We start from the raw sequence: 26,127 nt of genomic DNA, 5'->3' as shown, positions 1-26,127 counted from the left end.
TTTCGAACCACTCATGCCCTGGAGGCACACATGACCAACATCACGAATCTCGTCGACCTGATGCGGGCGCCGGCGAAGCTCACGCAGAGCCGCGTGCCGAGCGGACTTCTGCTCGACGGCAACCCGATGCAGACGCTGTCGCATCACTACATCAGCCCATGCGGGCAGTTCAGTTGCGGGATCTGGGAATGCACGCCGGGCCGCTGGACGATCGAGTACGACGAGTCGGAGTATTGCGAGATGCTGAGCGGTGTCGCGATCGTGCGCGATGCGGACGACCGCGAACGCGTGCTGCGCGCCGGCGACCGGTTCGTGATCCCGCCGGGTTTTCGCGGCACGTGGGAAGTCGTCGAAACGTGCCGCAAGATCTATGCGTCGCACTCACCGCAGGCAGGGCCGTTGAGCGCGTAGTGCGAGGTCGAATCAACCCAACCATCGAGATCAACGAGGAGCAACCCATGACCCAGGAATTGTGGCGTCTCAGCGCGGCCGAGATGGCCGCGCATGTCGCGCGGCGCGACGTGTCGGCGACGGAACTCACGCAAAGCTGCCTGCGGCGGCTTGAACAGGTGAACCCCGTCATCAACGCGATCGTCGACGTCATGGCCGACAGCGCATTGCAGGCGGCGTCCGCCGCCGATGCAGCGATCGCGCGCGGCGCGCCGCTCGGCCCGCTGCACGGTGTGCCGGTGACCGTGAAGATCAACGTCGACACGGCCGGATGCGCGACGACCAACGGCATACGTGCGTTTTCGGACCTGGTCGCGCAGGAGGACAGCCCGGTGACCGCGAACCTGCGCAAGGCCGGCGCGATCGTGATCGGGCGCAGCAATGCGCCGGCGTTTTCGTATCGCTGGTTCACCGACAACGAGCTGCACGGCCGCACGTCGAATCCGTGGAATCCGGCGCTGACGCCGGGCGGCTCCAGCGGCGGCGCGGCCGCGGCGGTGGCCGCCGGTATCGGCGCGATCGCGCACGGCAACGACCTGGGCGGCTCGATCCGCTACCCGGCGTATGCGTGCGGCGTCGCCGGGCTGCGGCCGAGCACCGGGCGCGTCCCCGCATACAACCCGACGCAGGCGAAGGACCGCACGCTCGCGGTGCAGCTCGCGTCCGTTCAGGGGCCGCTCGCGCGCACGGTCGGCGACCTGCGCCTCGCGCTCGACGCGATGGCGGCCGGCGACGCGCGCGATGCATGGTGGATGCCGGTCGCGCCGGCCGCGCACGAGGCCGCGTTCCCCGCACGCGTGGCCGTGTGTCCGGCGCTGCCGGGCGTGCCGTCCGATCCGGTGGTCGTCGACGCGATCCGGCAGGCCGCGCGCTGGCTCGAGGATGCCGGCTGCATCGTCGAGGAAGTCGAACCGCCGCGGATCGCCGAAGCGTGCGAACTGTGGCTCGACCTCGTGACCAACGAAGCGCGCAGCGGGCTTGGCGACGTGATCATGCAGCACGGCGACGCGGCGATCCGCACCGCGTTCGCGAGCCAGCGCAATCTCGCGGCGCCGCTGGATCTCGCCGGTTACATGAACGGCCTCGCGCGGCGTACCGCGCTGCTGCGCGACTGGCAGCAGTTCTTCACGCGCTATCCGCTGTTGCTGATGCCCGTGTCGTGCGCGCAGCCGTTCGCGATCGACGCCGACCAGCACGGCGACGACGCAATGCGCGAGATCGTCGACCGGCAGGGACCGTTGCTCGCGACCGCGCTGCTCGGGTTGCCGGGGCTGTCGGTGCCGACCGGCATCCGCGACGGCGTGCCGGCCGGCGTGCAGCTCGTCGCCGGACGTTTCCAGGAGGCGCTGTGTCTCGCCGCGGGCGAGGCGATCGAGGCGCGCGCGGGCATCTTCACGCCGATCGATCCGGTCACCGGATCGTGACGCACGACTTTTCACGGGATGACGAATGAAGCAACGGACATTCGAAGACTGGCAGGCCCGCGCGGCCGTGCTGCGGATCGAAGGGCGCGCGTTCATCGACGGCGAAGCGCGCCACGCGCATTCCGGCGCGACTTTCGCCTGCGTGAGCCCGATCGATGGCTGCGTGCTCGCGCGCGTGGCCGATTGCGGCGGCGACGATGTCGATGCCGCTGTCGCGGCTGCGCGCCGCGCGTTCGACGCGCAGGTCTGGGCCGGCATGAACCCGCGCGCCCGCAAGGCCGTTTTGCAACGCTGGGCCGCGCTGATGCGCGAGCATCTCGACGAACTCGCGCTGCTCGAGACGCTCGACACCGGCAAGCCGGTCGCCGACACCACGGCGATCGACGTGCCGGCGGCCGCGCATTGCGTCGAATGGTATGCGGAAGCGATCGACAAGGTCGGCGGCGAGGTCGTGCCGGCGGACCATCATCTCGTCGGGCTCGTCACGCGCGAGCCGATCGGCGTCGTCGCGGCGGTCGTGCCATGGAATTTCCCGCTGCTGATGGCCGCATGGAAGTTCGCGCCGGCGCTCGCTGCCGGCAACAGCGTCGTGCTGAAACCGTCGGAGAAGTCGCCGCTGACCGCGATCCGCGTCGCGCAGCTCGCGTGCGACGCCGGTATCCCGCCCGGCGTGTTCAACGTCGTGCCGGGTGGCGCGGAGCCGGGCAGGGCGTTGGCGCTGCATCGCGATGTCGACTGCATCGCGTTTACCGGGTCGACGCGTACCGGGCAGCAGATCATGGCGTGCGCAGCGCAGTCGAACCTGAAGCGTGTGTGGCTCGAACTGGGCGGCAAGTCGCCGAACATCGTGCTGCCCGATTGCCCCGATCTCGACCGTGCCGCGCAGGCGGCGGCCGATGCGATCTTCTTCAACATGGGCGAAGTGTGTACGGCCGGCTCGCGTCTGCTCGTGCATCGCGACATCAAGGACGCGTTCGTCGCGAAGCTGGTCGACGCGTCGCGGCGTTTCGCGCCCGGGCATCCGCTCGATCCGACGGTGACGATGGGCGCGATCGTCGATCGCGTGCAGCTCGATCGCGTGATGGGCTATATCGGTCTCGGGCGTGACGAAGGCCGCCTCGTGACAGGCGGCGCGCGCGTGCGCGAGGAGACGGGCGGGTTCTACGTCGAGCCGACGGTGTTCGAGGTCGCAGCCGATGCGACGGTCGCGCGCGAAGAGATCTTCGGGCCCGTGCTGTCGGTGATCGAATTCGACGACGTCGACGAGGCCGTGCGGATTGCCAACGACACTGACTACGGGCTGGCCGCGGCCGTATGGTCGGCCGATCTCCCGACGGCGCATCAGGTTGCGCGGCGGCTGCGCGCGGGCACCGTGTGGGTCAACTGCTACGGCGACGGCAGCGATGACATGAACTTCCCGTTCGGCGGCTACAAGCAGTCGGGTAACGGGCGCGACAAGTCGCTGCATGCGCTCGACAAGTACACCGAGCTGAAATCGACGATCGTCCGGTTGTAACGTCCGGTGCGATGCGCGGCCTTTGCAACGAGGCCGCGCGTCGCACGTTTCGTGATGCGCGGCCTACTGCTCCGCGCCTTCCGTCTCCGCCGTTTCGCCGAGGAACCCGCCGCTCTGGTGCGCCCACAGCGCCGCATAGATGCCGCCCGCCTGCAGCAGTTGCTGGTGCGTGCCTTCCTCGACGATGCGGCCTTCGTCGAGCACGATCAGCCGGTCCATCGCCGCGATCGTCGACAGCCGGTGTGCGATCGCGATCACCGTCTTGCCGCTCATCAGGCTGTCGAGGCTGCGCTGGATCGCGACTTCGACTTCGGAATCGAGCGCGCTGGTCGCTTCGTCGAGCACGAGGATCGGCGCGTCCTTGAGCATCACGCGTGCGATCGCGACGCGTTGCCGCTGGCCGCCCGACAGCTTCACGCCGCGCTCGCCGACCTCGACGTCGTAGCCGCTGCGCCCGTGGCGGTCGCGCAGCCGGTCGATGAACTCGGACGCCTCCGCGCGCACGGCCGCGTCCTGCATTTCGCGCTCGGTTGCATCGGGGCGACCGTACAGCAGGTTCTCGCGCATCGTCCGGTGCAGCAGCGACGTATCCTGCGTGACCATCCCGATCGCGCTGCGCAGGCTGTCCTGCGTCACGTGCGCGATGTCCTGTCCGTCGATCCGGATCGTGCCGCCGCCCACGTCGTAGAAACGCAGCAGCAGGTTCACGAGCGTCGACTTGCCGGCGCCCGAGCGGCCGATCAGCCCGATCCGCTCGCCCGGCCGGATCGTCAGGTTCAGCCCGTCGAACACCGCACGATCGTTGTCCTCGTGCGCGAACTGCACGTTGTCGAACACGATCCCGCCGCGCTGCACCGCGAGCGGCTTCGCATCGGGCGCGTCGACCACGCTGCGCACCTTCGTCAGCGTGTTGATGCCGTCCTGGATCGTGCCGACGTTCTCGAACAGCTCGGTCATCTCCCACATGATCCAGTGCGAATAGCTCGACAGGCGCAACGCCATCGCGATCACGGCCGCGACGACGCCCGCGCTCACCTCGCCATGCATCCACAGATACAGCGCGAGGCCGGTCGAGCCGATCAGCAGCAGCGTCGAAAGCAGGTGGTTGACGATCTCGAACGCGCTGACGAGCCGCATCTGCGCATCGCCGGTCGCCTTGAACGCTTCCATCGCGCGGCGTGCGTGGTCGGCTTCCCGGCGCGTATGCGAGAACAGCTTCACGGTCGTGATGTTCGAATACGCGTCGGTGATGCGGCCGGTCATCAACGCGCGCGCGTCGGCCTGCCGGCTGCCGACGGCGCCCAGGCGCGGCACGAAAAACGCGCATGCCGCGCCGTAGCCGAGCGCCCACAGCACGAGCGGAATCATCAGTTGCCAGTTGAAGCTCGCCGCGAGCGCGAGGACGCCGATCAGGTACGCGGCGACGCCGATCACGACGTCGACCGACATGAACAACGCGTCGCGCACGGCGAGCGCGGTCTGCATGATCTTGGTCGTCACGCGGCCCGCGAACTCGTTCGCATAGAACGACAGGCTCTGGTCGAGCATCAGCCGGTGAAACAGCCAGCGCAGCCGCATCGGGAAGTTGATCGCGAGCACCTGGTGCTTGACCATCGTATGCAGCGCGATCAGCAGCGCACTGCCGGCGAGTATCGCCGCGAAGCCGGCAAGCGTGCCGAAGTGGCGGCCGCCGAACTCCGCCGGCGTCGCCGACGACAGCCAGTCGACCACGCGCCCCATCATCGCGAACAGCGCGGCTTCGTATGCGGCCAGCGCGGCGGACGTCAGCGCGATCAGCAGGATCCAGCCTCGCGCGCCTTTCGTGCACGCCCAGACGAACGAGAAGAATCCCCGCGGCGGCGTAACGGGATCTTCGAGCGGGAAAGTCGGCAGGCGCCGTTCAAACCACGAGTACATTGGAACTTCTCCTTGATGCGGCCGCGCCGATCGGCGTGGCCGTTATTGCCTGTTTCATGCGCGGCGCGATCCGCGTCGCGGCCGTGCTGCACGCGTGTTCATTGCGACCGGATCCAGGCCTCGATCGGGTCGAGCGTGCCCGGCGCATACGCGTGGCGCCCGAGCGCCACATACAGCCACGTCTTCCACTTCGGCCAGTCGGACTCGAGCTGGTAGTCGAACCATCCGGCGCGCAGCAACGCGTGGGTCGCACCGGGCACGACCACGACGCGCCGGTCGGGCCGGCTCGCAAACGCGTGCGCATAGGTGTTGGCCTCGTCGACCGGATCGACATTGCGGTCCATCGCGCCCCACACGGCCAGCACGGGCCCTTGCATCGTCGCGAGCGCCTGCGACGCGTCTTCCAGATAGTTGCGCGCGATGAAGCCGAAGCGACGCGGCTCGATGTCGGGCCGCCGGCCCGGATCGGCCGGCACGTCCGCCCGGCCGAAGATTGCGTCGTTGTCGCGTCGCTCGGCGGCCAGTGTCGCATCGATTCGATCCGGCTGCAGGCCGGTTGCCTGGAGCTGCTGCCGCGTCAGGTAGGTGCCTTGCCGGCGCCAGTTGACGGCGCCGCCGACGATCACCGAGAACGCGGGCCGCACCGCATTGGCGACGCGCGGAATGACCCAGCCGCCCTGCGAGAAGCCGAGCAGGCCGACCTTGTGCGCGGGGCCGGCGGCCGCGCTCACGCGCGCCATCGCCGCGATCGTTTCGTTCGCGCGGTCCTGCATCGATTGTGTGAGCCAGTCGCCGCCGCTGCGGCCGGTGCCCTGTTTGTCCCACGCGAACACACCGATGCCGGCGTCGAGCAGGCTGTTGACGAGCGGCAGCATCGCGTCGTCCGAGAAGCGCGTGCGCGGCCCGTCGCCGTGGACGAGCAGCACGATCGGCGCGCCGGGTGCATGGGCCGGCAGCGCGAGCGTGCCGGCGAGATCGGCGCCGCCGGCGCGGAATACGAGCGTCGACACGCTTGCACCCCTCAGCTCGAAATCGGACAGGCCGCGCAGCACAAGCGCGGTGAGCGCGACGAGCATGAGCAGGACGAGTGCGATGCCGGTGATGACGATGCGTTTCAAGGGGCCTTCTGACCGGTGGTGTGAAGTTGACAATGCGAACCCGCTGGCGGCACGTGCTCGAGCACCGCGCCTTGACGCCAACGGGACATCACGATGATAATAGATCGACTGATCAGTCTAATAAATATTTGAGCCATCGTCGAGCCCGGAGTTCCCGTTGAGAAAGATCGATCCCGAAAGAGTGGAAGCGAAGCGGCGCCAGATCCTGGATGCCGCGATCGACTGTTTTGCGCGCGACGGCTTCCATGCGACGTCCACGGCCGCGATATGCAAGGCGGCCGGCATGAGCCCCGGCAACCTGTTTCACTATTTCCCGACGAAGGCGGCGATCATCGAGGCGGTCGCGCAGGAAGACCAGCGCGAGATGGCCGAACTGTTCGCGCAGCACGCTCAAGCGGACGACGCGCTGGTCGCGATCGAGGAGATCGCGCTGGCGTTGATGGAACTGTCGAGCGATCCCGTCTATGCGCGCATCAGCATCGAGACTGCGGCCGAGGCGACGCGCAATCCGGAAGTCGCCGCGCTGTTCGCGGCGAACGAGGCGCAGGTGAAGGGGCGGATGGTTGCATTGATCAAGCGCGGCATCGCGCAAGGGCGGATCGACGGGAGCCTGAAGCCCGACCTGGTCGCGACATGGCTGCTCGCGCTTGCGGAAGGCGCGGTCGGGCGCGTCGTGTTCGAGCCGGGGTTCAAGCCGCGCACGCACCGCGCGATGTTGCGGACGATCATTCAGCGGATGCTGAGGCCGCAGTGAGCTCGGTGGCGCCGGCATGACGCGATTCGAGCGTGACGCCATCCAGGCCAGCGCCTTCGACGGCTCTAGCCAGACGCGCGCGGATAGGTGGCGCATCCCGCCCCCAAAAAAGTCCTTGACTGTCTATCTACGAGTAGATAAAGTTCGATCCATGGAAACGAAACCGACCGTCCGCGAACAGATTCTCGACCACGCGATCACGCTGATGATGCTGCGCGGTTACAACGGCTTCAGCTATCGAGACCTGTCCGACCTGGTGGGCGTGAAGACGTCGAGCATCCACTACTACTTCCCGTCGAAGGACGATCTCGTGCTGGAAGCGGTGGCGGCGTACAGCGACGAAGTCCTCGCGGCCATGCGGGCGATCGATCCCGCGTTGCCGGCCGACGTGAAGCTGAGCCTGTACACGAAGCTGTTCGGCCGGACGCTCGGCGACGGCAACCAGATCTGCCTGTGCGGGATGCTCGCGGCCGACATCGAATCGTTGCCGGAGAACGTGCGGCAGGCCGTGCAGGCATTCTTCAAGGCCAACGAGAACTGGCTCGCCGAATTGCTGGCGCACGGCGCGAAGGAAGGCACGCTGCAGTTCAGCGGCAAGCCCGAAACGGCGGCGCGCACGTTGTACGCGGCGTTCCAGGGCAGCGTGCTGGCCAGCCGGCTGTTTCACACGCGGGCGCGTCTCGAGGATGTCGAGGCCGTCTGGAAAACCCGGTCCTGACGGGCGGGGCAGGCAGTCAGGCGGTTCGCCGCCTTTTGTTGGGTTTTGTTGTCTATCTGTTGGTAGATAGATAATCGGAGCAGGTGGATCGACCGCCTGCATTTTTTGGGGACGTTTATCTATCTATGAGTAGATAAATAAGCGTGACGCCGGCGGCAAGGCTTTCGGCGCGCGGTCCCGGGTTGGAAGGCTGTTTCACTCACTGGTTGAAAAGGAGTCTGTCATGTCGATCGAAAAAGTGCTGTACCGCGCTCATGCAAAAGCCACCGGCGGCCGCGACGGTCGTGCCACGGTGCCCGAAAGCGGCCTGGACCTGAAGCTGACCACGCCGCGCGAACTCGGCGGCGCAGGCGGCGCAGGCGCGAACCCCGAGCAACTGTTCGCGGCCGGCTATAGCGCGTGCTTCATCGGCGCGATGAAGTTCGTCGCGGCCCGCGACAAGATCGCGATCCCCGCGGACGCCGCCATCGAAGGCAGCGTCGGCATCGGCGCGATCCCGAACGGCTTCGGCATCGAAGTCGAACTGAAGATCTCGCTGCCGGGCCTCGATCGCGATACCGCGCAAACGCTGATCGATCGCGCGCACCTCGTCTGCCCGTACTCGAACGCGACGCGCGGCAACATCGACGTCACGCTCACGCTCGTCGAATAAATCGTACTGCGAATCATCCATCGTCATTCACCGGTTAAGCCCAGGAGTTTCATCATGAAGATCGTCAAGCCGCTGCTGATCGCCGCCGCTGTTGCAGCCGCGTTGTCCACCGCGTCCACCGCATTTGCCGCCGGCGCCGAAGCCGTCCGGCCCGATGCGGTGACGAGCGGGTTCCTCGCCGCGCTGAACGGCCAGAAGGGGCCCGGCCTCGAAACGTTGAGCCCCGCGAAGGCGCGCCAGGTGCTGGTCGACGCGCAGAACGGCGCGAAGGTGGACCTGTCGGGCATCGACGTGTCGAACCGCACGATTGAGCAGGACGGCTTGTCGGTGCCGATCACGATCGTCCGCCCGCAGGGCGCGACGGGCACGCTGCCGGTGTTCATGTTCTTCCACGGCGGCGGCTGGATTCTCGGCGACTTCCCGACGCATGAACGCCTCGTGCGCGATCTGGTCGTGCAATCGGGCGCCGTCGCGGTGTTCGTGAACTACACCCCGTCGCCGGAAGCGCATTACCCGGTCGCGATCAACCAGGCGTATGCGGCGACGAAGTGGGTGGCTGCGCACGGTGCGGAGATCGCAGTCGACGGCAGCCGCCTCGCGGTGGTCGGCAACAGCGTCGGCGGGAACATGGCGGCCGTGGTGTCGCTGATGGCGAAGGACAAGGGCGGCCCGGCGATCCGCTTCCAGGGCCTGATGTGGCCCGTCACGGACCACAACTTCAACACGGGCTCGTACAACGCGTATCAGCAGGGCCACTTCCTGACGCGGCCGATGATGAAGTGGTTCTGGGACGCGTACACGAAGAACGAAGCGCAGCGCAACGAGATCTACGCGTCGCCGCTGCGCGCGAGCACCGCGCAGTTGAAGGGCCTGCCGCCCGCGCTGATCCAGGTTGCGCAGTTCGACGTGCTGCGCGACGAAGGCGAAGCATACGGTCGCAAGCTCGACGCGGCCGGTGTCGATGCGACGACCACGCGTTATGACGGCACGATCCATGATTTCGGTCTGCTGAACGCGCTGGCAGCGGATGCACCGACGAAGGCCGCGACGAAGGCGCTGGCGAATGAAATCGCGACGCGGCTGAAGTAACGCGCCGGGTGGCATTTGGATGCGAACGAAGAGGCGGCGGGCTCATTCCCGCCGTTTTTTTGCATGCGGACGACAGGCGCGGCGAAAGGCGACATCACTGGCGTCCGGACCGGCGCGACATCGCTCCTTCGTCCCGCCCGGTTCCACCCGATCTCTTGCCTGATCCGACCGGATTGAAACGGTCGAAGCGGGATCGTGCGATCGTGAGATTGCGTCGTCGCGACCGCCTGCGGGCATTGTTGATACGATCGCGCATATCGTCCACGCCGGCGCCGCAAGCCGCCGGCATATTGGCCGCGCGGTATCGCGGCCACCTTCTGGAGAAGCGGTTCATGCTGCAGGCGTTCGCGGTCTTGCTGGTCTTCCAGTGTCTCGGGGAAGGCGTGTCCTATCTGTTCGGCCTGCCGGTGCCGGGCCCGGTGATCGGCATGCTGCTGCTGTTCGGCTTCGTGATGCTGCGCCCGCAGGTGGCCGACGCGATCGAGCCGACCGCGCTCGAACTGCTGCGCCACCTGTCGCTGCTGTTCGTGCCGGCCGGTGTCGGCATCATGGTGTCGGCCGACCGCGTGCGCGGCGACGCGGTCGCGGTCGTCGTCGCGCTGGCGGTGAGCACCACGCTCGCGATCGCGGTGACGGCGCTCGTCACGCGCGCGCTGCTGCGGCGTCAACGCCGCGCGGGCGGTCCCGCGGAGGGCACGCAATGACGGCCTTCCCGAAACTCGGCGCGATCTGGGTCTACCTCGCCGCGAGCCCGTTGCTGGGCCTGACCATCACGCTGGTCGCGTATCTGTTCGCGCAGGCCGTGTATGCGCGGGCGCGCTTCAATCCGCTCGCGAACCCGGTGCTGATCGCGGTCGCGCTGATCGTCGTGCTGCTGACGATCACGCATACGCCGTATCCGACCTACTTCGAAGGCGCGCAGTTCGTCCATTTCCTGCTCGGCCCCGCGACCGTCGCGCTCGCGCTGCCGTTGTACCGGCAGTGGTCGAAGCTGCGGCGCAGCGCGCTGCCGCTGCTCGTCGGCCTGCTCGCGGGCTCGCTGACCGCGATCGTGTCGGCGGTCGGCATCGCCGCGCTGTTTGGCGCATCGCACCAGACGATCGCGTCGCTCGCGCCGAAATCGGCGACGACGCCGATCGCGATGGCGGTCGCCGCGGAGATCGGCGGCATTCCGTCGCTGACCGCCGTGCTCGTGATCTCGACCGGGATTTTCGGCGCGGTGTGCGCGCGCGGAATCCTCAACGCGCTGCGGATCGACGAGCCGGCCGTGCGCGGGTTCGCGCTCGGCGTCGCGTCGCACGGGATCGGCACCGCGCGCGCGTTCCAGGTCAGCGAGGAAGCCGGCGCGTTCGCCGGGCTCGGGATGGGGCTGAACGGCGTGCTGACGGCCTTCGTCGTGCCGATCCTGCTGCCGGTGTTGTCGCGCTGGGTTTGAGCGCAGGCTGCCCCCGGGTTATCGGTTTCCCTGATGGGCGCGGAGGGCTTGCCGGCACGACGGCGTGCCCGGCGCGCACGTATCGCTGCCGTTATCGGGAGAATTCAGGAACGCACACGGACATTTGCGCAGCGATCGGCTAACGTTGCATCGGCGCCGTTCTCGCAAGTCGTCGCGTGCGTACCGGTGTTCGACTCACAACCAACAATCGACAAGGAGGTCCGGCCATGACGAAGTCTCGCGTGGTTTCGGTGGCAGTAGCAGTAACGGCGTCGTTCGGTCTGCTGTTGACCGCCGCGCCGGCGGCATACGCGCAGGATCCGGCGTCCGCGCCGACGCAGAAGCAGCTCGACAAGGCGCAGAAGAAGGCGGCGCGCAAGGCGGCCCGGGCGCGCCACGCGTCGGACCTGAAGGCGATCGGCACCGGCAGCGGTTATCGGCTGACCAACGACCAGAGCAACTATCCGCAGAACGCCGTGCAGAAGGCGCCCGCGACGAACGCGGCGCCCGCCGCGCCGGCTTCCGGGCAGTAACGGCCGGCCGGTATACGGCATGAACGGACGGCGCCGGGTTGCCTCGGCGCCGTCCGTTCATGTGCGGCTTTCCGGGAATGCCGGACCGGGCGCGGCCGGCGCTTTCCCGGATGGTGCGGCGCGTTACGACGCGAGCTTGCTCGCGAGTTCCGCGACGTGCTTGCCCTGATAACGAGCGATTTCGAGTTCGTTCGCGCTCGGCTGGCGGCTGCCGTCCGCGCCCGCGAGCGTCGTCGCGCCGTACGGCGTGCCGCCGGTGATTTCGCTCATGTTGACGAGCCCGCTGCATGCGTACGGCACACCCACGATCACCATCCCCTGGTGCAGCAGCGTCGTGTGAAACGACGTGATCGTCGTTTCCTGGCCGCCGTGCTGCGTGCCGGTCGACGCGAACACGCTGCCGATCTTGCCGACGAGCGCGCCCTTCATCCACAGGCTGCCGGTCTGGTCGAGGAACGTGCGCATCTGGCCGGCCATGTTGCCGAAGCGGGTCGGCGTGCCGAAGATGATCGCGTCGTAATCGGGGAGTTCGTCCACGGTCGCGACCGGTGCGGCCTGGTCGACCTTCACGCCGATGGCCCTGGCCTGGTCGACGGGGATCGTTTCCGGCACGCGCTTGAGCGCGACCTCGACGCCGGGCACCGATTTCGCGCCTTCCGCGATGTGTTGCGCCATCGTTTCGACGTGCCCGTAGGACGAGTAGTAAAGAACGAGTACCTTGGCCATGTTGCGAATCTCCGATTAAAAGGGCCCCGCTTTCAGCGGGGCCCGGTTTCCCGAACGGGCGTCATGCCCACTCGGCCGTCACTTCGACCGGACGCAGGTCGAACACCAGCACTTCGGCATCGTTGCCGTCGGCGAACGTCAGCGCCTGTTCGCCGCGGATGCGAGCGCCGTCGCCTTCGCCGAGCGTCACGCCGTTGACCGTCACGCTGCCGCGTGCAACGTGCACGTAAGCAAAGCGGTCCGGTGCCAGTTCCAGCGTAGCGCGTTCATCGCCGTCGAACAGGCCTGCGTAGATCCGCGTGTCCTGGCGGATCTTCAGCGAACCGGCGTCGCCGTTCGGCGACACGACCAGCGTGAGCTTGCCGCGCTTGTCGTCGGCCGCGACATTCGTCTGCTGATAACGCGGCTCGGCACCCTTTTCGGCCGGCCCGACCCAGATCTGCAGGAAGTGGACCGGCCTTTCCGCCGAATGGTTGAACTCGCTGTGGCGCACGCCCGTGCCCGCGCTCATCAACTGCACGTCGCCCGGCACGATCACCGACCCGGTGCCCATCGAGTCCTTGTGTTCCAGCGCGCCGTCGAGTACGTACGACAGGATTTCCATGTCGCGGTGCGGGTGCGTGCCGAAGCCGCCGCCCTGCGCGACGCGGTCGTCGTTGATCACGAGCAGGTCGGAGAAGCCGACCTGCTTCGGATCGTAGTAATTCGCGAACGAAAACGTATGACGGGAGCTGAGCCAGCCATGCTCCGCACGGCCACGTTGGTTTGCTGCACGGATTTCGATCATGATTTCTGTCCTTGAAGTCGCCGGACCTCGGAAGTGGGCCCGGCCGTTCGTTGAGATGAATCTTAGGTCAATCGATTTGACAAATAAATGGCTGTAGCGATAATGACTGTCGCTATGGAGTGGACAATATGGAACTCAACGACTTGCGGATCTTCGTCGCGACAGTCGACGCGGGCAGCTTCACGGCGGCGGCCGACCAGCTGATGCTGTCCAAGCAGTTCGTCAGCCGGCGCACGATGGCGCTGGAGGCGTCGCTCGGCGTGCGGCTTCTGCACCGCAACACGCGCAATCTCGCGGTGACCGAATCGGGGCAGGAGTTTTATGCGCGGGCGCAGCGGATCCTCGCGGAGATCGCCGACGCCGAGCAGGCGATGTCGGTGCGCAGCACCGAGCTGCACGGCTCGCTGAAGATCAGCGCGCCGCTGTCGTTCGGGATCACGCACGTGTCGCCGCTGATCGCCGAATTCCTGTCCGCGCACCCGGCCGTGCGGTTGAACCTCGACCTGACAGACCGGCGCGTCGACCTGATCGGCGAGGGCTTCGATCTGGTGCTGCGGATCGGCTCGCTCGAGGATTCGTCGCTGATCGCGCGCCCGCTCGGTGCGTGGCGGATGATCGCGTGCGCGAGCCCCGCCTATCTGAAGCGGCAGGGCACGCCCGAGACGCCGGCCGATCTCGCCGGCCACACGTGCCTGCTGTACGGGCGCGAGCGGCGCGTCGGCTGGGAATTCCGCGTCGACGGCGCGGCGCGCACGTTCGACGTGCAGGGGCCGCTCGTCGCGAACAACGGCGAAGTCGTGCGCGACGCGGCGATCGCGGGGCTCGGCATCGCGCTGCTGCCGCACTTCATCGTCGGCGCGGCGCTCGACAGCGGCGCGCTCGTGCCGGTGCTCGACGCGTATGCGCCGTCGCCGATCACGCTCAACGCGGTGTTTCCGCAGCATCGCGAAGGGTTCGTCACGCTGCGCACGTTCATCGGGTTTCTCGCGGAGCGGCTCGGGGAGGCCGCGCCGGCGGCGAAGGGCGGGGCCGGCAGGCGGCGGTAGCGGGCGGCGTGCGGTGAATAGAGACGTTATTCTCCGTAGAATTTGCGGAGAATATTGAGCCATGCGGTGAATCGATGGGATAATCTCCGCATCATGAGCGGAGATTACACCTTCATCTGGGAATCGGCCGACTGGCCTGCATGGCGCTTCGATCTCCCTGCACTTGCCACGTCACTCGCCGACGTCAGCCGTGCGCAAGGCATGCTGGCCGGGCGACTGGCGGATGTCGGCCTGGCGCTGCGCGACGAGGCGAGCCTGGTTGCGCTGACGGAAGACGTCGTCAAGACCAGCGCCATCGAGGGCGAAAACCTGAACGTCGCATCGGTCCGGTCGTCGATTGCGCGCCGGCTCGGGGTCGATATCGGTGCGCTGGCGCCGGTCGATCGCCACGTCGAGGGCGTGGTCGACATGGTGCTGGATGCGACGACTCATTCGGCGGCACCGGTCACCGAAAGCCGTCTGTTCGGATGGCATGCAGCCCTGTTCCCAACCGGCTATTCGGGGATGTCGCGGATCACGGTCGGCGCATGGCGTACGGATGCAAGCGGGCCGATGCAGGTGGTGTCCGGGCCGATCGGTCGACAGCGCGTGCATTTCGAAGCACCGCCCGCCGCGCGCCTGACCGGCGAGATCGCGCGCTTTCTCGCCTGGTTCAATGCCGCGCCGGTTGAACCCCTGCTGATCCGGGCCGGCCTGGCCCACCTCTGGTTCGTCACGCTCCATCCGTTCGACGACGGCAACGGCCGTATCGCGCGAGCGCTCGGGGATCTCGTCCTCGCGCGCGCCGATCGGAGTCCGCAACGCTTCTATAGCCTGTCGGCGCAAATCCAGCGTGAGCGCAACGCGTATTACGACGTGCTGGAGCGGACGCAGCGCGGTTCGCTCGACGTCACGGAATGGCTCGCGTGGTTCTTGAATGCACTCGGCAGCGCCATCGATCACGCGCACACGACGCTCGACGCGGTGCTGGTCAAGGCGCGCTTCTGGCGGCGACGTGCGGGCTTCGCGATGAACGAACGTCAGGTCAAGGTCATGAATCGCTTGCTCGACGGTTTCGAAGGGAAGCTGACGACCACCAAGTGGGCGGCCCTCGCGAAGTGCTCGCAAGACACGGCGCTGCGCGACATCACGGAACTCGTCGAGCACGGTGTGCTGCGTCGCTCATCGTCCGGCGGGCGGAGCACGAGTTACGAGCTGGTGCCGTTCGACGGCTGACGCCGGCTCGCATCGAAACCGGCTTCGACGGTGGGTGCCGCACCCGCACCCGCACCCGCACCCGCACACGAAGGCGATGGCGCAATGGCGTTCATCGGGATCATCGATGCCGCCGCGAAAGCCGCATCACGCGACGGCATCGTGCAACGCAGCGTGGCCGCCGGGACGGTTGCGCCGACATCGAACGTCGATTGATCGGCGTCGTGCATTCGGGTTACGCTGCGGCGGGCGACGGCATGCGTCGCATGCCGGGCCGGGCGTTTTTACCTCGAATGTCGCGTGCAGGTAGCTTCTACAGGCACGCGACCCAGCGACGATCCAAGCCGATGACCATCCAGAACCGATCGAACGCGCGCGGGCAAGCCGCGATTCCCGCACGTGATGCGCGGTACACGCACCTGCGATCCGTCGCGGCGGCCGCGCTGCTGGCGCTGTTGCCGATCGCCGCGCGTGCGGCCGGCTTCGACTGCGCGAAGGCCGCTTCGCCGGCCGAGAAGACGATCTGCGCCGACACCGCGCTGTCGAAGCTCGACGGCGACCTGTCGGCCGCGTGGAAGAAGGCGCTTGCGAAAGGCGGCGATACGGCCGCGCTGAAGGCCGCGCAGTTGAAGTGGCTCAAGCAGCGCGACCAGTGCGGCAACGATGCGCCGTGCCTCGGCGACCGCTATCGCGAACGGCTCGCGAGCCTGAACGGCACGCCGCTTGCCGCCGACCGCTGGCAGCAGACGTGGTACCTGACGAGCGACAATCCGTCGTTCGGCGGCGTGCTGACGTTGACCGGCACCGCGCCTCGCCTGCATTTCGAATTGAGCGCCAACAACGGCGCGAATACCGGCGGGCTCGACGGCGACATCGTGCTGCACGGCGACAGCGGCACCTACCGCAAGGACAAATGCCGGCTCGATTTCGACCGGAAAGGCGGACGCATTCGCGTCACGCAACAGGGCGCGGATTTCGATTGCGGCGCCGGCGCGGGCGTCGTCTACTCGGGCGACTACGTGACCGCATCGCAGTTCCAGGCCAAGCCGCAGGCCGACTTGCTGAGCCTCAAGGTCGTGACCGACGCGACGCAGAACGCGACCGCGCACAAGCTGCTCGGCGCCGACTACTCGACGCTCGTCGACATGGTCAATTACAGCGCAGAAGAAAAGGATCTCGACGGGCTCAACGCGCGCGTGAAGTCGTACTGGGTGCGCGGCATCGCGACGACGAACGCGGCGATCGTGATGAGCCGCGGCACCGATCTGTGGATCGGGCTGCTCGTATTCGACGCGCAGAACAAGGTCCGGATGCGCTATTACTCGAACGCGCCGGCGTGGAAGAAAAACGTGCCGAAGACCATCCAGGCGTGGCACGACAATCTCGACAAGACGCTGCCGATCGACGTGATGCAGTAAGCAGCCGGAGTCGCCCGACGCGTCTTCATTTTTTGCGCGACACGCGAGCCTGCGCCGGCGGCGCGGCCGATTCCCGCATGCGCAACTCGGGCAGGACGGCATGACCGGGCCCCGTTGCGCCATTCTCGAGCGCGTCGAGCAACGCATGTGCGGCCTGGCGCCCGATCGCATCGGTGTCGACCCACATCGTCGTCAGCGGCGGCTGGATCTCGCGCGCGAGCGCGATATCGTCGAACCCGGTGATCGACAATTGCGCGGGCACGTCGATGCCGAGCGCCTGCGCCTCGAGCAACGCGCCGAGCGCGAGCGCATCGTTGCCGCAGATCACGGCCGTCGGCCGCGTCGCCGCGTCGCTGTCGGCGATCGCGCGCAGGCTCGCCCGCCCGAACGCGATCGTGGCCGCGCCTTCGTGCTGATGCACCGGGCGTACCGCGAGCCCGTGTGCGGCAAGCGTGTCGTGAATGCCGCGCAGGCGGGCCTGCACGCGGTCGTTGTCGGCCGACGGCTGCATGATGATCGCGAAATCGCGGTGGCCGAGATCGAGCAGGTGCGTGGTGAGCCGCGCGAACGCCGCGCGGTTGTCGAAGCCGATGCAGCAGTGCGGGCTGTCGTCGCGATACGCGTACGTGACGACATACGGCACGCCGTGCATCGCAAGGAGTTCGAACAGTTCCGGCGGATACGCTTCGCCGACCAGCGACACGGCTTCCACGCCGCGCGACAGCATCGCGCGCACCTGCGCCAGCGCCTGCGCGGGATCGTAGTTCGAGCAGCCGAGGAACAGCGTGATGCCGTGCTCCGCCATGACCGTCTGCATGCCCGCGACCTGCGACGCGAACACCTGGTCGTCGAGCGTCGGAATGATCGCGCCGGTGATATGGGTGCGCGTGGACGCGAGCGCGCGGCCGGCCGCATTCGGAATCCAGTTCAGTGCGCGCGCCGCGTCGCGCACGCGCTGCTGCACGTCGGCCGACACCTTGCCGGGATCGTTGTACACGCGCGAGACGGTCGCGGTCGACACGCCGGCCAGCTTCGCGACATCGCCGAGCACCGAGCGGCCGCTGCCGCGGCGCGCACGCGCCGCGCCGCCGCGGGACGGGGGCGTGCTCATCGGCCGTCTCCCGGCGTGGCGGTGTTGCCGACGCCATGCGCTGTCGAAACCGTCATTGTTTACCCTCGATTCATGGTGGTCCCGCTTGCATCCCGATTCGATCCTGTGAGAATGTAAGCGCTATCTTGATGCTGTTCCGTATTATGTCAGACACATATTCCATCCGCATCGCGAAATTTTCATCGACGACGGCCTTCCCGGCCATTTTGTCCGCCTCAAATGTAAGCGGTTACATTTCAAAATGAACAGTGCCCGTTCATCGCATATCGCTGTCGTCGGCAGCGTGAACATCGACCTCGTCACGCGTGCGCCGCGCCTGCCGGTGCCGGGCGAGACGCTGCTCGGCACGGAATTCCAGACCGTTCACGGCGGCAAGGGGGCGAACCAGGCGGTCGCGGCCGCGCGCCTGGGTGCGCCGGTCGCGATGATCGGCTGCGTCGGCGACGACGCGTTCGGTGCACGCCTGCACGGCGCGCTGGCGGCGGAACGGATCGACGTGACGCACCTGCATCGCATCGGCGGCGCGACGACCGGCGTTGCCGCGATCACGGTCGACGACGGCGGCGCGAACAGCATCGTCGTCGTGCCCGGCGCGAATGCGTGCCTCGATGCCGACCGGATCGACGCGGCGCGCGAAACGATCGCCGGGGCGGCGCTGCTCGTCTGCCAGCTTGAAGTGCCGATCGCGACCGTGGCGCGCGCGATTGCCTGTGCGAGCACGCACCACACGCCGGTGCTGCTCAATCCCGCGCCTGCGCAGCCGCTGTTCGACGCATTGCTGGCGCGGATCGACTACCTCGTCGTCAACGAAACCGAAGCCGAGTCGCTGACCGGCATCGCCGTCGGCGACGATGCGTCGGCCGTGCGCGCCGCCGATGCGCTGCGCGCGAAGGGCGTCGGCAACGTGCTGGTTACGCTCGGCGCGCGCGGCGTCTGCTGGCGCGGCAGCGCAGGGAACGGTCGCCATCGCGCGATGGCGGTGGTCGCGGTCGATACGACTGCGGCAGGCGACACGTTCGTCGGCGGGTTTGCGGCGGCGCGGGCGAGCGGCGCGTCGATGGACGACGCGATCGGCTTCGGTCAGCGTGCGGCCGCGATCAGCGTCACGCGCTACGGCGCACAGACCTCGATCCCGACACGCGAAGAAGTGACACGTATGGATACCTGAATTCCGCATGAGACGGAAAGGCCGGACCCGGCCGATACCAGTGACATGGAGACAAACGTAATGAGCGAAAACCAATCTGTTCCGCACGCGCCGCCGCGTATCCGGCGCGGACAACGCATCGCGCTTGCGCTGTTGATGGCGAGCGGGATCGTCAATTATCTCGATCGCGGCACGCTGGCCGTCGCGAGCTCGGCGATCCGGGGCGATCTCGGCTTGTCGCTCGCGCAGATGGGGCTGCTGCTGTCGGCGTTCTCGTGGAGCTACGCGCTGTGCCAGTTTCCGGTGGGCGGGCTCGTCGACCGCATCGGTCCGCGCCGGCTGCTCGGTATCGGGCTGATCGTCTGGTCGTTCGCGCAGGCGTCCGGCGGCATCGTGTCCACCTTCGGCTGGTTCATCGTCGCGCGCATCGTGCTCGGCATCGGCGAGGCGCCGCAGTTCCCGTCGGCTGCGCGGGTGGTGAGCAACTGGTTTCCGCTGCGTGCGCGCGGCACGCCGACCGGCATTTTCAACGCCGCGTCGCCGCTCGGTACCGCGCTCGCGCCGTTGCTGCTGTCGATCGTCGTCGCGTCGTTCGACTGGCGCTGGGCGTTCATTGCGACGGGCGCACTCGGTCTCGTCGTGGCCGTCGTCTGGTTTGCGCTGTACCGCGATCCGGTGCGCGCGCAACTGACCGCCGACGAGCGCGGCTATCTCGATGCCGATGCGCAAAGCGTCGTCGCGGCGCCGAAACTGACTTTCGGCGAATGGCGCAGCCTGTTCTCGCACGGCACGACCTGGGGGATGCTGATCGGCTTTTTCGGTTCCGTGTACCTGAACTGGGTGTACCTGACCTGGCTGCCCGGGTACCTGACGATGGAGCGGCACATGAGCCTGATCCGTACCGGATTCGCCGCGTCGGTGCCGTTCCTGTGCGGATTCGTCGGCTCGCTGGTCGCCGGCTGGCTGTCGGACGTGGTCACGCGTCGCAGCCGTTCGCCGGTCGTGAGCCGCCGCAATGCGGTGGTGGTCGCGATGCTCGGGATGGTCGCATTCACGATCCCGGCCGCGCTCGTGCAGAGCAATGCGGTTGCGCTCGCATGCATTTCGGTCGTGATCTTTCTCGCCAACGCGGCGTCGGCCAGTTCGTGGGCGCTCGCGACGGCGGCAGCGCCGCCGAACCGCGTCGCATCGCTCGGTGCGATCCAGAATTTCGGCGGTTTCATCGGCGGTGCGCTTGCGCCGATCCTGACGGGCATCATTGCGCAGAAGTGGTCGTTCGTGCCCGCGCTGCTGACCGCCGCGGCGATCGCGTTCGCCGGCGCGATGGCCTACCTGCTGCTGGTGCGCAAGCCGATTCCCGAGCAGGCCGCGAATGCCGCGTCCGAAGCGTTGCCGGCTTAGCGTGAACCGGCCCCAGGCACGCAGCCTGCACCACGTATTCACTGAAGGAAGGAGAAACAGATGCAACACCAGCAGCAATCGAGCGTGACCATCGAGGGGATCGTACCGGTGATGCTGACGCCGTTCGACGACGCCGGCGCGATCGACTACGCAGGGCTCGAGCGGCTCATCGAATGGTATCTGGCGCATGGCGCGGATGCGTTGTTCGCGGTCGCGCAGTCGAGCGAGATGCAGTTCCTGAGTCTTGCCGAACGCGCGGAACTGGCGCGTTTCGTGGTCGAGCGGGTGGCCGGGCGCGTGCCCGTCGTCGCATCGGGGCACATCAGCGACGATCTCGACGCGCAGGTCGCCGAGCTGTGCGCGGCGGCCGAATCGGGTGCGCAGGGCGTCGTGCTCGTGACCAACCGGCTCGATCCGCAGCGCAAGGGCAGCGCCGCGTTGCTCGACCGTCTTCACAAGCTGCTCGCGCGACTGCCGTCGGATCTGCCGCTCGGCCTGTATGAGTGCCCGGCGCCTTACCGGCGGCTCCTGTCGGATGACGAATTGCGCGCGTGCATCGACACGGGCCGGTTCGTGATGCTCAAGGACGTGAGCTGCGACCTCGAGACCGTGAAGCGGCGGGTCGCGCTCGCCGCGGGATCGCCGCTGAAGATCCTGAACGCGAACGCCGCGATTGCATGGGACGCGATGAAGGCGGGGTCCGCGGGTTTCAACGGCGTATTCACCAACTTCCATCCGGATCTCTACCGTTGGTTGCGCACGCAAGGAGACACGAACCCGGCGCTGGCCGACGAACTGTCGACGTTCCTGGTCGTGTCGGCGGTGTCGGAAGTGCTGGGCTACCCGGCGCTCGCGAAGCTCTATCACCAGCGGATCGGCACCTTCGGGTCGATCAAATGCCGCGCGATCGATTACGATGTGCGCGAACGATTCTGGGCGCTCGACGCGGTGCTCGACAAGATCGTGGCCGGTACCGAGCATTTCCGCCGGCGGATCGTTGCGCAATAGCGGATGCGGCGCGCCGTGTGGAGCACGCGGCGCGCGACGGGATCGCGTGGCGCGCATGCGGTCGCTTTCGCATTTTTTCATCAAGAAGCGTGCGGCAGGCGCGCAGGTTTGTCGCAAGAAAAATCGATGTCTCGCGATGCGTTTCGAACGCGTCGCGCGATGCGGTGTTAACGGTGTATCTGCAACGTTCCGGATGGTGTGAACGCGGCGCCGCGTTCATGCCGGGTGCGCAATGCGATAAAACCACCGGGATTCCCGATTGCATCAGGTGGCGGCGATGCCACCTGCTCGCGACCGCGCCGCAATGGCAACCGGCCGCGACGGGCACGGTGCCCGTTGTCACGCGACGCGGCGCAACGCCGACACGAGGCCGACACGCCGTCCGGCCTTCATCCACCGCCATACAAAATCGAATCACCCGCGATCCGCGATCCGCGAGCGCGGTGCCGACGCACGTCTGTCTACCGCGTTGCGTACTGCTTCCGTGGCGTCCGCCGGCCTGTCCGGCACGCTCCAGCGGCCCACGACAAAAGCACACAAATCTGCTCAATCCTTCTATCGGTGCTTGTAACGATTCGTAATATTATGCCGCGGAGCGTTTTTTACCGATGAACCGTTGAATCCGTATCCACCTCCGATGCAACCAGTGACGACGACTAGCCAGCCACCGATCCTGGGGGCGCCGGTAGATGCCATGCTGCACGCCGTGATCGACGAGGCCGTCCACCGGAGCGTATCGGAAGCGACGACGCGCAGCGGTTACATGCGGTGTGCCGACTACGCGATCGTCGGCGCGCAGGTGCTGACGCTGCTGACCGGCAAGCCTTACCGGCCGTTCGCGGGCGGCGAAGTGATGGATTTCGGCGGCGGCAACCTGTACGCGCTGTGCACGACGCGCGAGCGGCGCCGCACCGCGCGGCATCTGTCGCAGCTCGCGCGCTATCACTGCTGGATCGAAGCGCGCCACGACGATGTCGGCGGCCGCGTGCGCAAGGAGGTCGTCGACTTCACGCTGCGCCACGACGAGACCGTCGCGAACAATCTGGGGATGCCGTTCGCCCGCGCGTACCAGGCGTATTTCTGGGGCTGGGAGGACGAGCACGCGGTGCCGGCCGAGTTGCACGATCATCCGGTGTTCGCGAAGCAGGGCCCCGTCTGGCGCTGGGCCGAGCGCGAATGCACGACGTTGCTGCGCGCGTACGAACGCGAGCGGCCCGGCTATTTCGGGCGTCAGGTGTCGCGCGCGATCGATTTGTTCGCGGACCGTGTTGAGGGGCTGGGCTGACGGCACGCGCGTATCGGGCACGCCGCGTGCGGGCTGCGTGCCGCGATCGTGTGGCCTGATGAAGTAACCGCAAGCGCTTGTGCACCGCCGCGCGTGAACGCTTCCAGGCGGTACGCAACGCACCACGGTTCGGCGGCGCGGCCGCTCGAACCGCTCGAACCGCTCGAACCGCTCGAACCGCTCGAACCGCTCGAACCGCTCGAACCGCTCGAACCGCTCGAACCGCTCGAACCGCTCGAACCGCTCGAACCATTGCGCGGGAACCGCCGAAGCGGTCGCCGCTATGCCCGCCCGTTCACCTTTTCGCCAGCGTGCCGCTGCTGTTTGCGCCGCCGAACAGCCGCGTCAGGTACTGCGTGTTCGAGTTCATCTTGGCCATCAGCGTGTTGAGCGCCGTGAACTGCGCCTGGTACTGCTTCGTCAATTGCGCGGCGTAGTCGGACAGATCGGACTGCTGCTGCGTGATGCGCTTCAGATCGGCGTTCAGTGCGGTCGTGCGCACGTCGATCATTCCGCTCTTCTTCGTAAATTGCGTGATCTGCTCGGTCAGGCGCGTGCCGATCCCGTTCGTCGGGTTGAACAGGCGAGCGACCGCCGTCGGGTTCGCGGACAGCGTGTCGCCGAGCTTCGCGCTGTCGACGTTCAGCGTGCCGTCCTTCTCGAGCTTGATGCCGATCGACAGCAGGCTCGCGTGCCCGTTGCCCTTTTCGGTGGTGGCGCCGCTGTCGACACCGCGCGCGACGATCGACGCGAGCGAGTTGCGGATCGTGTTCAGCGTCGAATCGCCGATCAGCGCGCCCTGCGAGTTCGCTCCCTGCGTGTAGCTCGTCAGCGCGCCCATCGTCTTGACGACCGTGTTGTACAGGTTCACGAAATTCGTGATCGTCGCCGCTTGCGACTTCGTGTCGGTGCTGACCGTCAGCGTCTGCGTATCGGTCGCGCTGACCGCGGCCGCCGACAGGTTCAGCGTGATGCCGGTCAGCACGCCCGACACTGCGTTGTTCGCGCTGGCCGACGCGATCCCGTTGATCGTGAACTTCGCATCCTGCGCGACGGCGCTCTGCTTCCACGCGGCCGCGCTGTTCGCCGATTCGATCTTCGACGCGCCGCCGGCCGTGTCGGCCGTCGACGTGACGCCGAGGCTCGACAGCCCGTTGTCATTGGCCACGTTGCCGACCGCGACGCTGATCGCGTTCGCCGCGCCCGTCTTCGACGATGCGAGCACGAGGTGCGCGCCGTCGGTGCCGTTGATGACGGTCGCGCTGATTCCCGGATTGTTCGACGCGGCGTTGATCGCGGCCGCGATGCCCGACAGCGTGTTGTTCGTGCTGCCGACCTCGACCTTGAACGACTGGCTGCCGAGCGACAGCGTCAGCGTGCCGGTGCCGAGCGCCTTGGTCCCGTTGAAACCCGCCGACGACAGCGCCTGCGCGGTCGCGATCTGCGTGACGCCGACCGTGTAGGTGCCGGCGACCGCGCCCGCACCGGCCGTCGCGGTGAGGCCCTTGCCGCTCGCGACGGCGTTGAACGTCGACTGCAGCCCGCCGTTCGTCAGCGACGTGAGGCCCGCCTCGAGCGCGCCCAGCGCCGACGACAGTGCGCCGAATGCGGAAATCCGCGTGCTGCCGGTCGCTTGCGACGCGGCAAGCGTCGCGGCCCGGCCGGCCGTCTTCGCGTTCACCAGCGTCTTGACGAGCGTGCCGACGTCCATCGACGGATTGCCGGTCGAGCCGTTGATGATCGATTGCGCCGCCTGCTGCATCAGGCTGTTCGCGTTCGCGCCGCTGGTCACGGGCGTGTTCGTTGGCATGGGTGAACTCCGGTTGAATGGCGATCCTGTGACGAACGGCTGTCGAGTCCGCTGCGGTGATCCGGGCGGCCTCGTCGCGATTCGCCTGCATGCTGCCTCCCGCGCGACGCATTCCGGGGTTCACGGGAGGCGTCAGGGAAACGTAAGAACGAATCGGTGCGCCATCGTATATTTAAATCGGCATTAATTGGTAATTTTTTGTAATGTTTCTTGAGAAAACTGTAGGCAGGAGTGGTGCGGGTGAATGTGTGACTGGAGTCTGCAATCTTTCAGCGTAAACACATGATTTTATTTGTATTTATTCAGGGATTTTTGCCGCCATTGAAAACTTGATGAAAGCATGGATGTTTGATGAGGAAGTTTTCGCTCATGTCGCTAAACATCAGGCGAAGCGGCTGCGTGGGGCAGGCGTTTATCGTGGTTGGTGTCGAGCTGTGAGCCTTGTCAGGCGTACGATTCCCCACCAAATTCGACATCGGCCGCATGCACGTGAAACGTTTTCGTTTGTCAATCCTCATTTCCGGGCCATGTGTCCTTGCTCGAAAGAAGATCGTTCGCAGATTGCAAAGGCGGTCGAATTTCCGGACTGAAGCAATGGCGTTTGAGTCGCGCGTCGAACGTGCCGCTATATAACTGTCGAGACGCGTTGTTGTGACCGGTACGTGTCAATTGCCGAAAACAATATCGATTGGATAAGGTGGACCGGAAGAAGGTGGCAGTTTTCCTGATCCGGAAACACGAGAACGGATTGGATCGAGCGGGACCGGGATTCGTTGGCGCTGCCTAATCAGCCACTGTGGAACGGCCTTGTTGCGCCAGATTGTCCACTAAAGAGAGACAGCGAATCGCTTTTTGAAGGATTGATGATTCATGAGGAGACAGTAGACTTCGTTCCGTGCTTCGCCAGAACCGATCCGGAGCGCGCCAGGAACGGCGCAACCGGGCGGATTCTTCGGCGACGGGCCGGCCGGTCCGTTGTCCGATCGTGCGAGGAGTGGTCCGTTGCCGGCCTGGCTCGCCGATTCGGCGTGTATCGGCAGCGGATGCATCGAACCGTCAATTCAAGGGTGATTGCTATGCGTTACATTTCGCTGGAGTCGAAGAAGGACGAGCTGCTGCTGGCGGCTCGCGTGCTGATGATGATCCTGTTCGTGCTGTTCGGCTGGCAGAAGCTGAGCGGCTTCTCGGGCACGGTCGCGTACATGGCGTCGACGGGGAACCCGGCGCCCGAGCTGGCGGCCGCGATCGCGGTGGCGGTCGAGCTGGCCGGCGGCGCGCTGATCGCGATCGGCTTCTATACGCGTCCGCTCGCGCTGGTGTTCGCCGCCTATACGCTCGCGACCGCGCTGATCGGCCATCGCTACTGGGCGCTGCAGGGAATGGACCAGTACATGGCGATGATCAACTTCTACAAGAACGTGAGCATCATCGGCGGGTTGCTGTTGCTCGCGCTGACCGGGCCGGGGCGGTATTCGTTCGACCGGAAGTAACGCGGGGCGAAGTTTCTGTCCGGTGTGACGGGCCCGGTGCGCGGATGCGCACCGGGCTTTACTTTTTTCAGCGATGGATGGGGTGAGGCGGTTTCGGA

24 protein-coding genes are annotated in these 26,127 nt (G+C 66.8%); 18 read left to right on the top strand and 6 right to left on the bottom strand.

Annotation, left to right across the window (positions count from 1 at the left end; genetic code table 11):
• The first annotated feature begins 30 nt into the window (after positions 1-30).
• From ABD05_RS34315 to ABD05_RS34305, 3 genes are read left to right on the top strand one after another with little or no spacing between them, the layout of a single operon-like run.
• Positions 31-411: a cupin domain-containing protein gene (locus ABD05_RS34315; RefSeq protein WP_053060038.1), complete on the top strand. Its 381-nt coding sequence runs from the start codon at positions 31-33 to the stop codon at positions 409-411.
• Between the two features lie 47 nt (positions 412-458).
• A complete protein-coding gene (locus ABD05_RS34310; protein WP_047904546.1) occupies positions 459-1,874 on the top strand; it encodes an amidase family protein in 1,416 nt (471 codons plus the stop codon).
• 25 nt (positions 1,875-1,899) lie between these two features.
• Complete coding sequence (locus tag ABD05_RS34305; RefSeq protein WP_047904545.1) at positions 1,900-3,390, top strand: aldehyde dehydrogenase; 1,491 nt, start codon at positions 1,900-1,902, stop codon at positions 3,388-3,390.
• Positions 3,391-3,453: 63 nt separating this feature from the next.
• Here ABD05_RS34305 and ABD05_RS34300 read toward each other — a convergent pair whose 3' ends face one another.
• Positions 3,454-5,307 (bottom strand): ABC transporter ATP-binding protein, encoded by a 1,854-nt coding sequence (locus ABD05_RS34300; RefSeq protein WP_047904544.1) that lies wholly within the window; start codon positions 5,305-5,307, stop codon positions 3,454-3,456.
• A gap of 98 nt (positions 5,308-5,405) precedes the next feature.
• Positions 5,406-6,425, bottom strand: a complete 1,020-nt coding sequence (locus ABD05_RS34295) for an alpha/beta hydrolase family protein (protein ID WP_047904543.1) — start codon at positions 6,423-6,425, stop codon at positions 5,406-5,408.
• Between the two features lie 157 nt (positions 6,426-6,582).
• On the opposite strand from ABD05_RS34295, the gene ABD05_RS34290 reads away from it, so the two are divergent.
• From ABD05_RS34290 to ABD05_RS34260, 7 genes are all read left to right on the top strand, one after another.
• Positions 6,583-7,179, top strand: coding sequence for a TetR/AcrR family transcriptional regulator (locus ABD05_RS34290; RefSeq protein WP_047904542.1), 597 nt, complete (start codon positions 6,583-6,585; stop codon positions 7,177-7,179).
• Positions 7,180-7,330: 151 nt separating this feature from the next.
• Positions 7,331-7,897: a TetR/AcrR family transcriptional regulator gene (locus ABD05_RS34285; protein ID WP_047904541.1), complete on the top strand. Its 567-nt coding sequence runs from the start codon at positions 7,331-7,333 to the stop codon at positions 7,895-7,897.
• Between the two features lie 223 nt (positions 7,898-8,120).
• A complete protein-coding gene (locus ABD05_RS34280) occupies positions 8,121-8,549 on the top strand; it encodes an organic hydroperoxide resistance protein (protein ID WP_047904540.1) in 429 nt (142 codons plus the stop codon).
• 54 nt (positions 8,550-8,603) lie between these two features.
• A complete protein-coding gene (locus ABD05_RS34275; protein WP_047904539.1) occupies positions 8,604-9,638 on the top strand; it encodes an alpha/beta hydrolase in 1,035 nt (344 codons plus the stop codon).
• Positions 9,639-9,970: 332 nt separating this feature from the next.
• Entirely contained in the window at positions 9,971-10,342 is a 372-nt protein-coding gene (locus tag ABD05_RS34270; protein WP_047904733.1) for a CidA/LrgA family protein, read from the top strand.
• Positions 10,339-11,073, top strand: coding sequence for an LrgB family protein (locus ABD05_RS34265; protein ID WP_047904538.1), 735 nt, complete (start codon positions 10,339-10,341; stop codon positions 11,071-11,073). Before ABD05_RS34270 ends, ABD05_RS34265 begins: the two co-directional genes overlap by 4 nt.
• A 227-nt stretch (positions 11,074-11,300) precedes the next feature.
• Complete coding sequence (locus tag ABD05_RS34260; protein ID WP_047904537.1) at positions 11,301-11,606, top strand: hypothetical protein; 306 nt, start codon at positions 11,301-11,303, stop codon at positions 11,604-11,606.
• Positions 11,607-11,729: 123 nt separating this feature from the next.
• Here ABD05_RS34260 and wrbA read toward each other — a convergent pair whose 3' ends face one another.
• Together wrbA and ABD05_RS34250 are read right to left on the bottom strand one after the other, a co-directional pair.
• Positions 11,730-12,332 carry an NAD(P)H:quinone oxidoreductase gene (wrbA, locus tag ABD05_RS34255; RefSeq protein WP_047904536.1) on the bottom strand — a complete coding sequence of 201 codons (603 nt, stop codon included), beginning with the start codon at positions 12,330-12,332 and terminating at the stop codon, positions 11,730-11,732.
• A 61-nt stretch (positions 12,333-12,393) separates the two neighbouring features.
• Positions 12,394-13,119 carry a pirin family protein gene (locus ABD05_RS34250; protein ID WP_047904535.1) on the bottom strand — a complete coding sequence of 242 codons (726 nt, stop codon included), beginning with the start codon at positions 13,117-13,119 and terminating at the stop codon, positions 12,394-12,396.
• Positions 13,120-13,247: 128 nt separating this feature from the next.
• Between ABD05_RS34250 and ABD05_RS34245 the strand changes: the two genes are divergently transcribed.
• From ABD05_RS34245 to ABD05_RS34230, 3 genes are all read left to right on the top strand, one after another.
• Entirely contained in the window at positions 13,248-14,165 is a 918-nt protein-coding gene (locus ABD05_RS34245; protein ID WP_047904534.1) for a LysR family transcriptional regulator, read from the top strand.
• Between the two features lie 93 nt (positions 14,166-14,258).
• Positions 14,259-15,380 carry a Fic family protein gene (locus tag ABD05_RS34240; protein WP_202967918.1) on the top strand — a complete coding sequence of 374 codons (1,122 nt, stop codon included), beginning with the start codon at positions 14,259-14,261 and terminating at the stop codon, positions 15,378-15,380.
• Between the two features lie 326 nt (positions 15,381-15,706).
• Positions 15,707-16,777 carry a lysozyme inhibitor LprI family protein gene (locus tag ABD05_RS34230; RefSeq protein ID WP_047904532.1) on the top strand — a complete coding sequence of 357 codons (1,071 nt, stop codon included), beginning with the start codon at positions 15,707-15,709 and terminating at the stop codon, positions 16,775-16,777.
• Between the two features lie 25 nt (positions 16,778-16,802).
• Here ABD05_RS34230 and ABD05_RS34225 read toward each other — a convergent pair whose 3' ends face one another.
• Positions 16,803-17,888, bottom strand: coding sequence for a LacI family DNA-binding transcriptional regulator (locus ABD05_RS34225; protein ID WP_047904531.1), 1,086 nt, complete (start codon positions 17,886-17,888; stop codon positions 16,803-16,805).
• Positions 17,889-18,129: 241 nt separating this feature from the next.
• Between ABD05_RS34225 and rbsK the strand changes: the two genes are divergently transcribed.
• The 4 genes from rbsK to ABD05_RS34205 all read left to right on the top strand — a co-directional run bounded on the left by rbsK (position 18,130) and on the right by ABD05_RS34205 (position 22,729).
• Positions 18,130-19,056 carry a ribokinase gene (gene rbsK / locus ABD05_RS34220; protein WP_047904530.1) on the top strand — a complete coding sequence of 309 codons (927 nt, stop codon included), beginning with the start codon at positions 18,130-18,132 and terminating at the stop codon, positions 19,054-19,056.
• A gap of 60 nt (positions 19,057-19,116) precedes the next feature.
• Complete coding sequence (locus ABD05_RS34215; RefSeq protein ID WP_047904529.1) at positions 19,117-20,436, top strand: MFS transporter; 1,320 nt, start codon at positions 19,117-19,119, stop codon at positions 20,434-20,436.
• Between the two features lie 60 nt (positions 20,437-20,496).
• Positions 20,497-21,444 (top strand): dihydrodipicolinate synthase family protein, encoded by a 948-nt coding sequence (locus ABD05_RS34210; protein ID WP_047904528.1) that lies wholly within the window; start codon positions 20,497-20,499, stop codon positions 21,442-21,444.
• 637 nt (positions 21,445-22,081) lie between these two features.
• Positions 22,082-22,729 carry a hypothetical protein gene (locus ABD05_RS34205; protein ID WP_047904527.1) on the top strand — a complete coding sequence of 216 codons (648 nt, stop codon included), beginning with the start codon at positions 22,082-22,084 and terminating at the stop codon, positions 22,727-22,729.
• A gap of 295 nt (positions 22,730-23,024) precedes the next feature.
• Here the strand turns inward: ABD05_RS34205 and fliD are convergent, their stop codons facing one another.
• Entirely contained in the window at positions 23,025-24,539 is a 1,515-nt protein-coding gene (gene fliD / locus ABD05_RS34200) for a flagellar filament capping protein FliD (protein ID WP_047904526.1), read from the bottom strand.
• Positions 24,540-25,615: 1,076 nt separating this feature from the next.
• Here fliD and ABD05_RS34195 point away from each other — a divergent pair.
• Positions 25,616-26,029, top strand: coding sequence for a DoxX family protein (locus tag ABD05_RS34195; protein ID WP_047904525.1), 414 nt, complete (start codon positions 25,616-25,618; stop codon positions 26,027-26,029).
• Positions 26,030-26,127 lie beyond the last annotated feature (98 nt).

It is taken from the genome of Burkholderia pyrrocinia (assembly GCF_001028665.1).
GTDB classification, from domain to species: domain Bacteria; phylum Pseudomonadota; class Gammaproteobacteria; order Burkholderiales; family Burkholderiaceae; genus Burkholderia; species Burkholderia pyrrocinia.
Note: the sequence above shows the minus strand (reverse complement) of the source record. Positions and strands in the feature narration are given on the sequence as shown.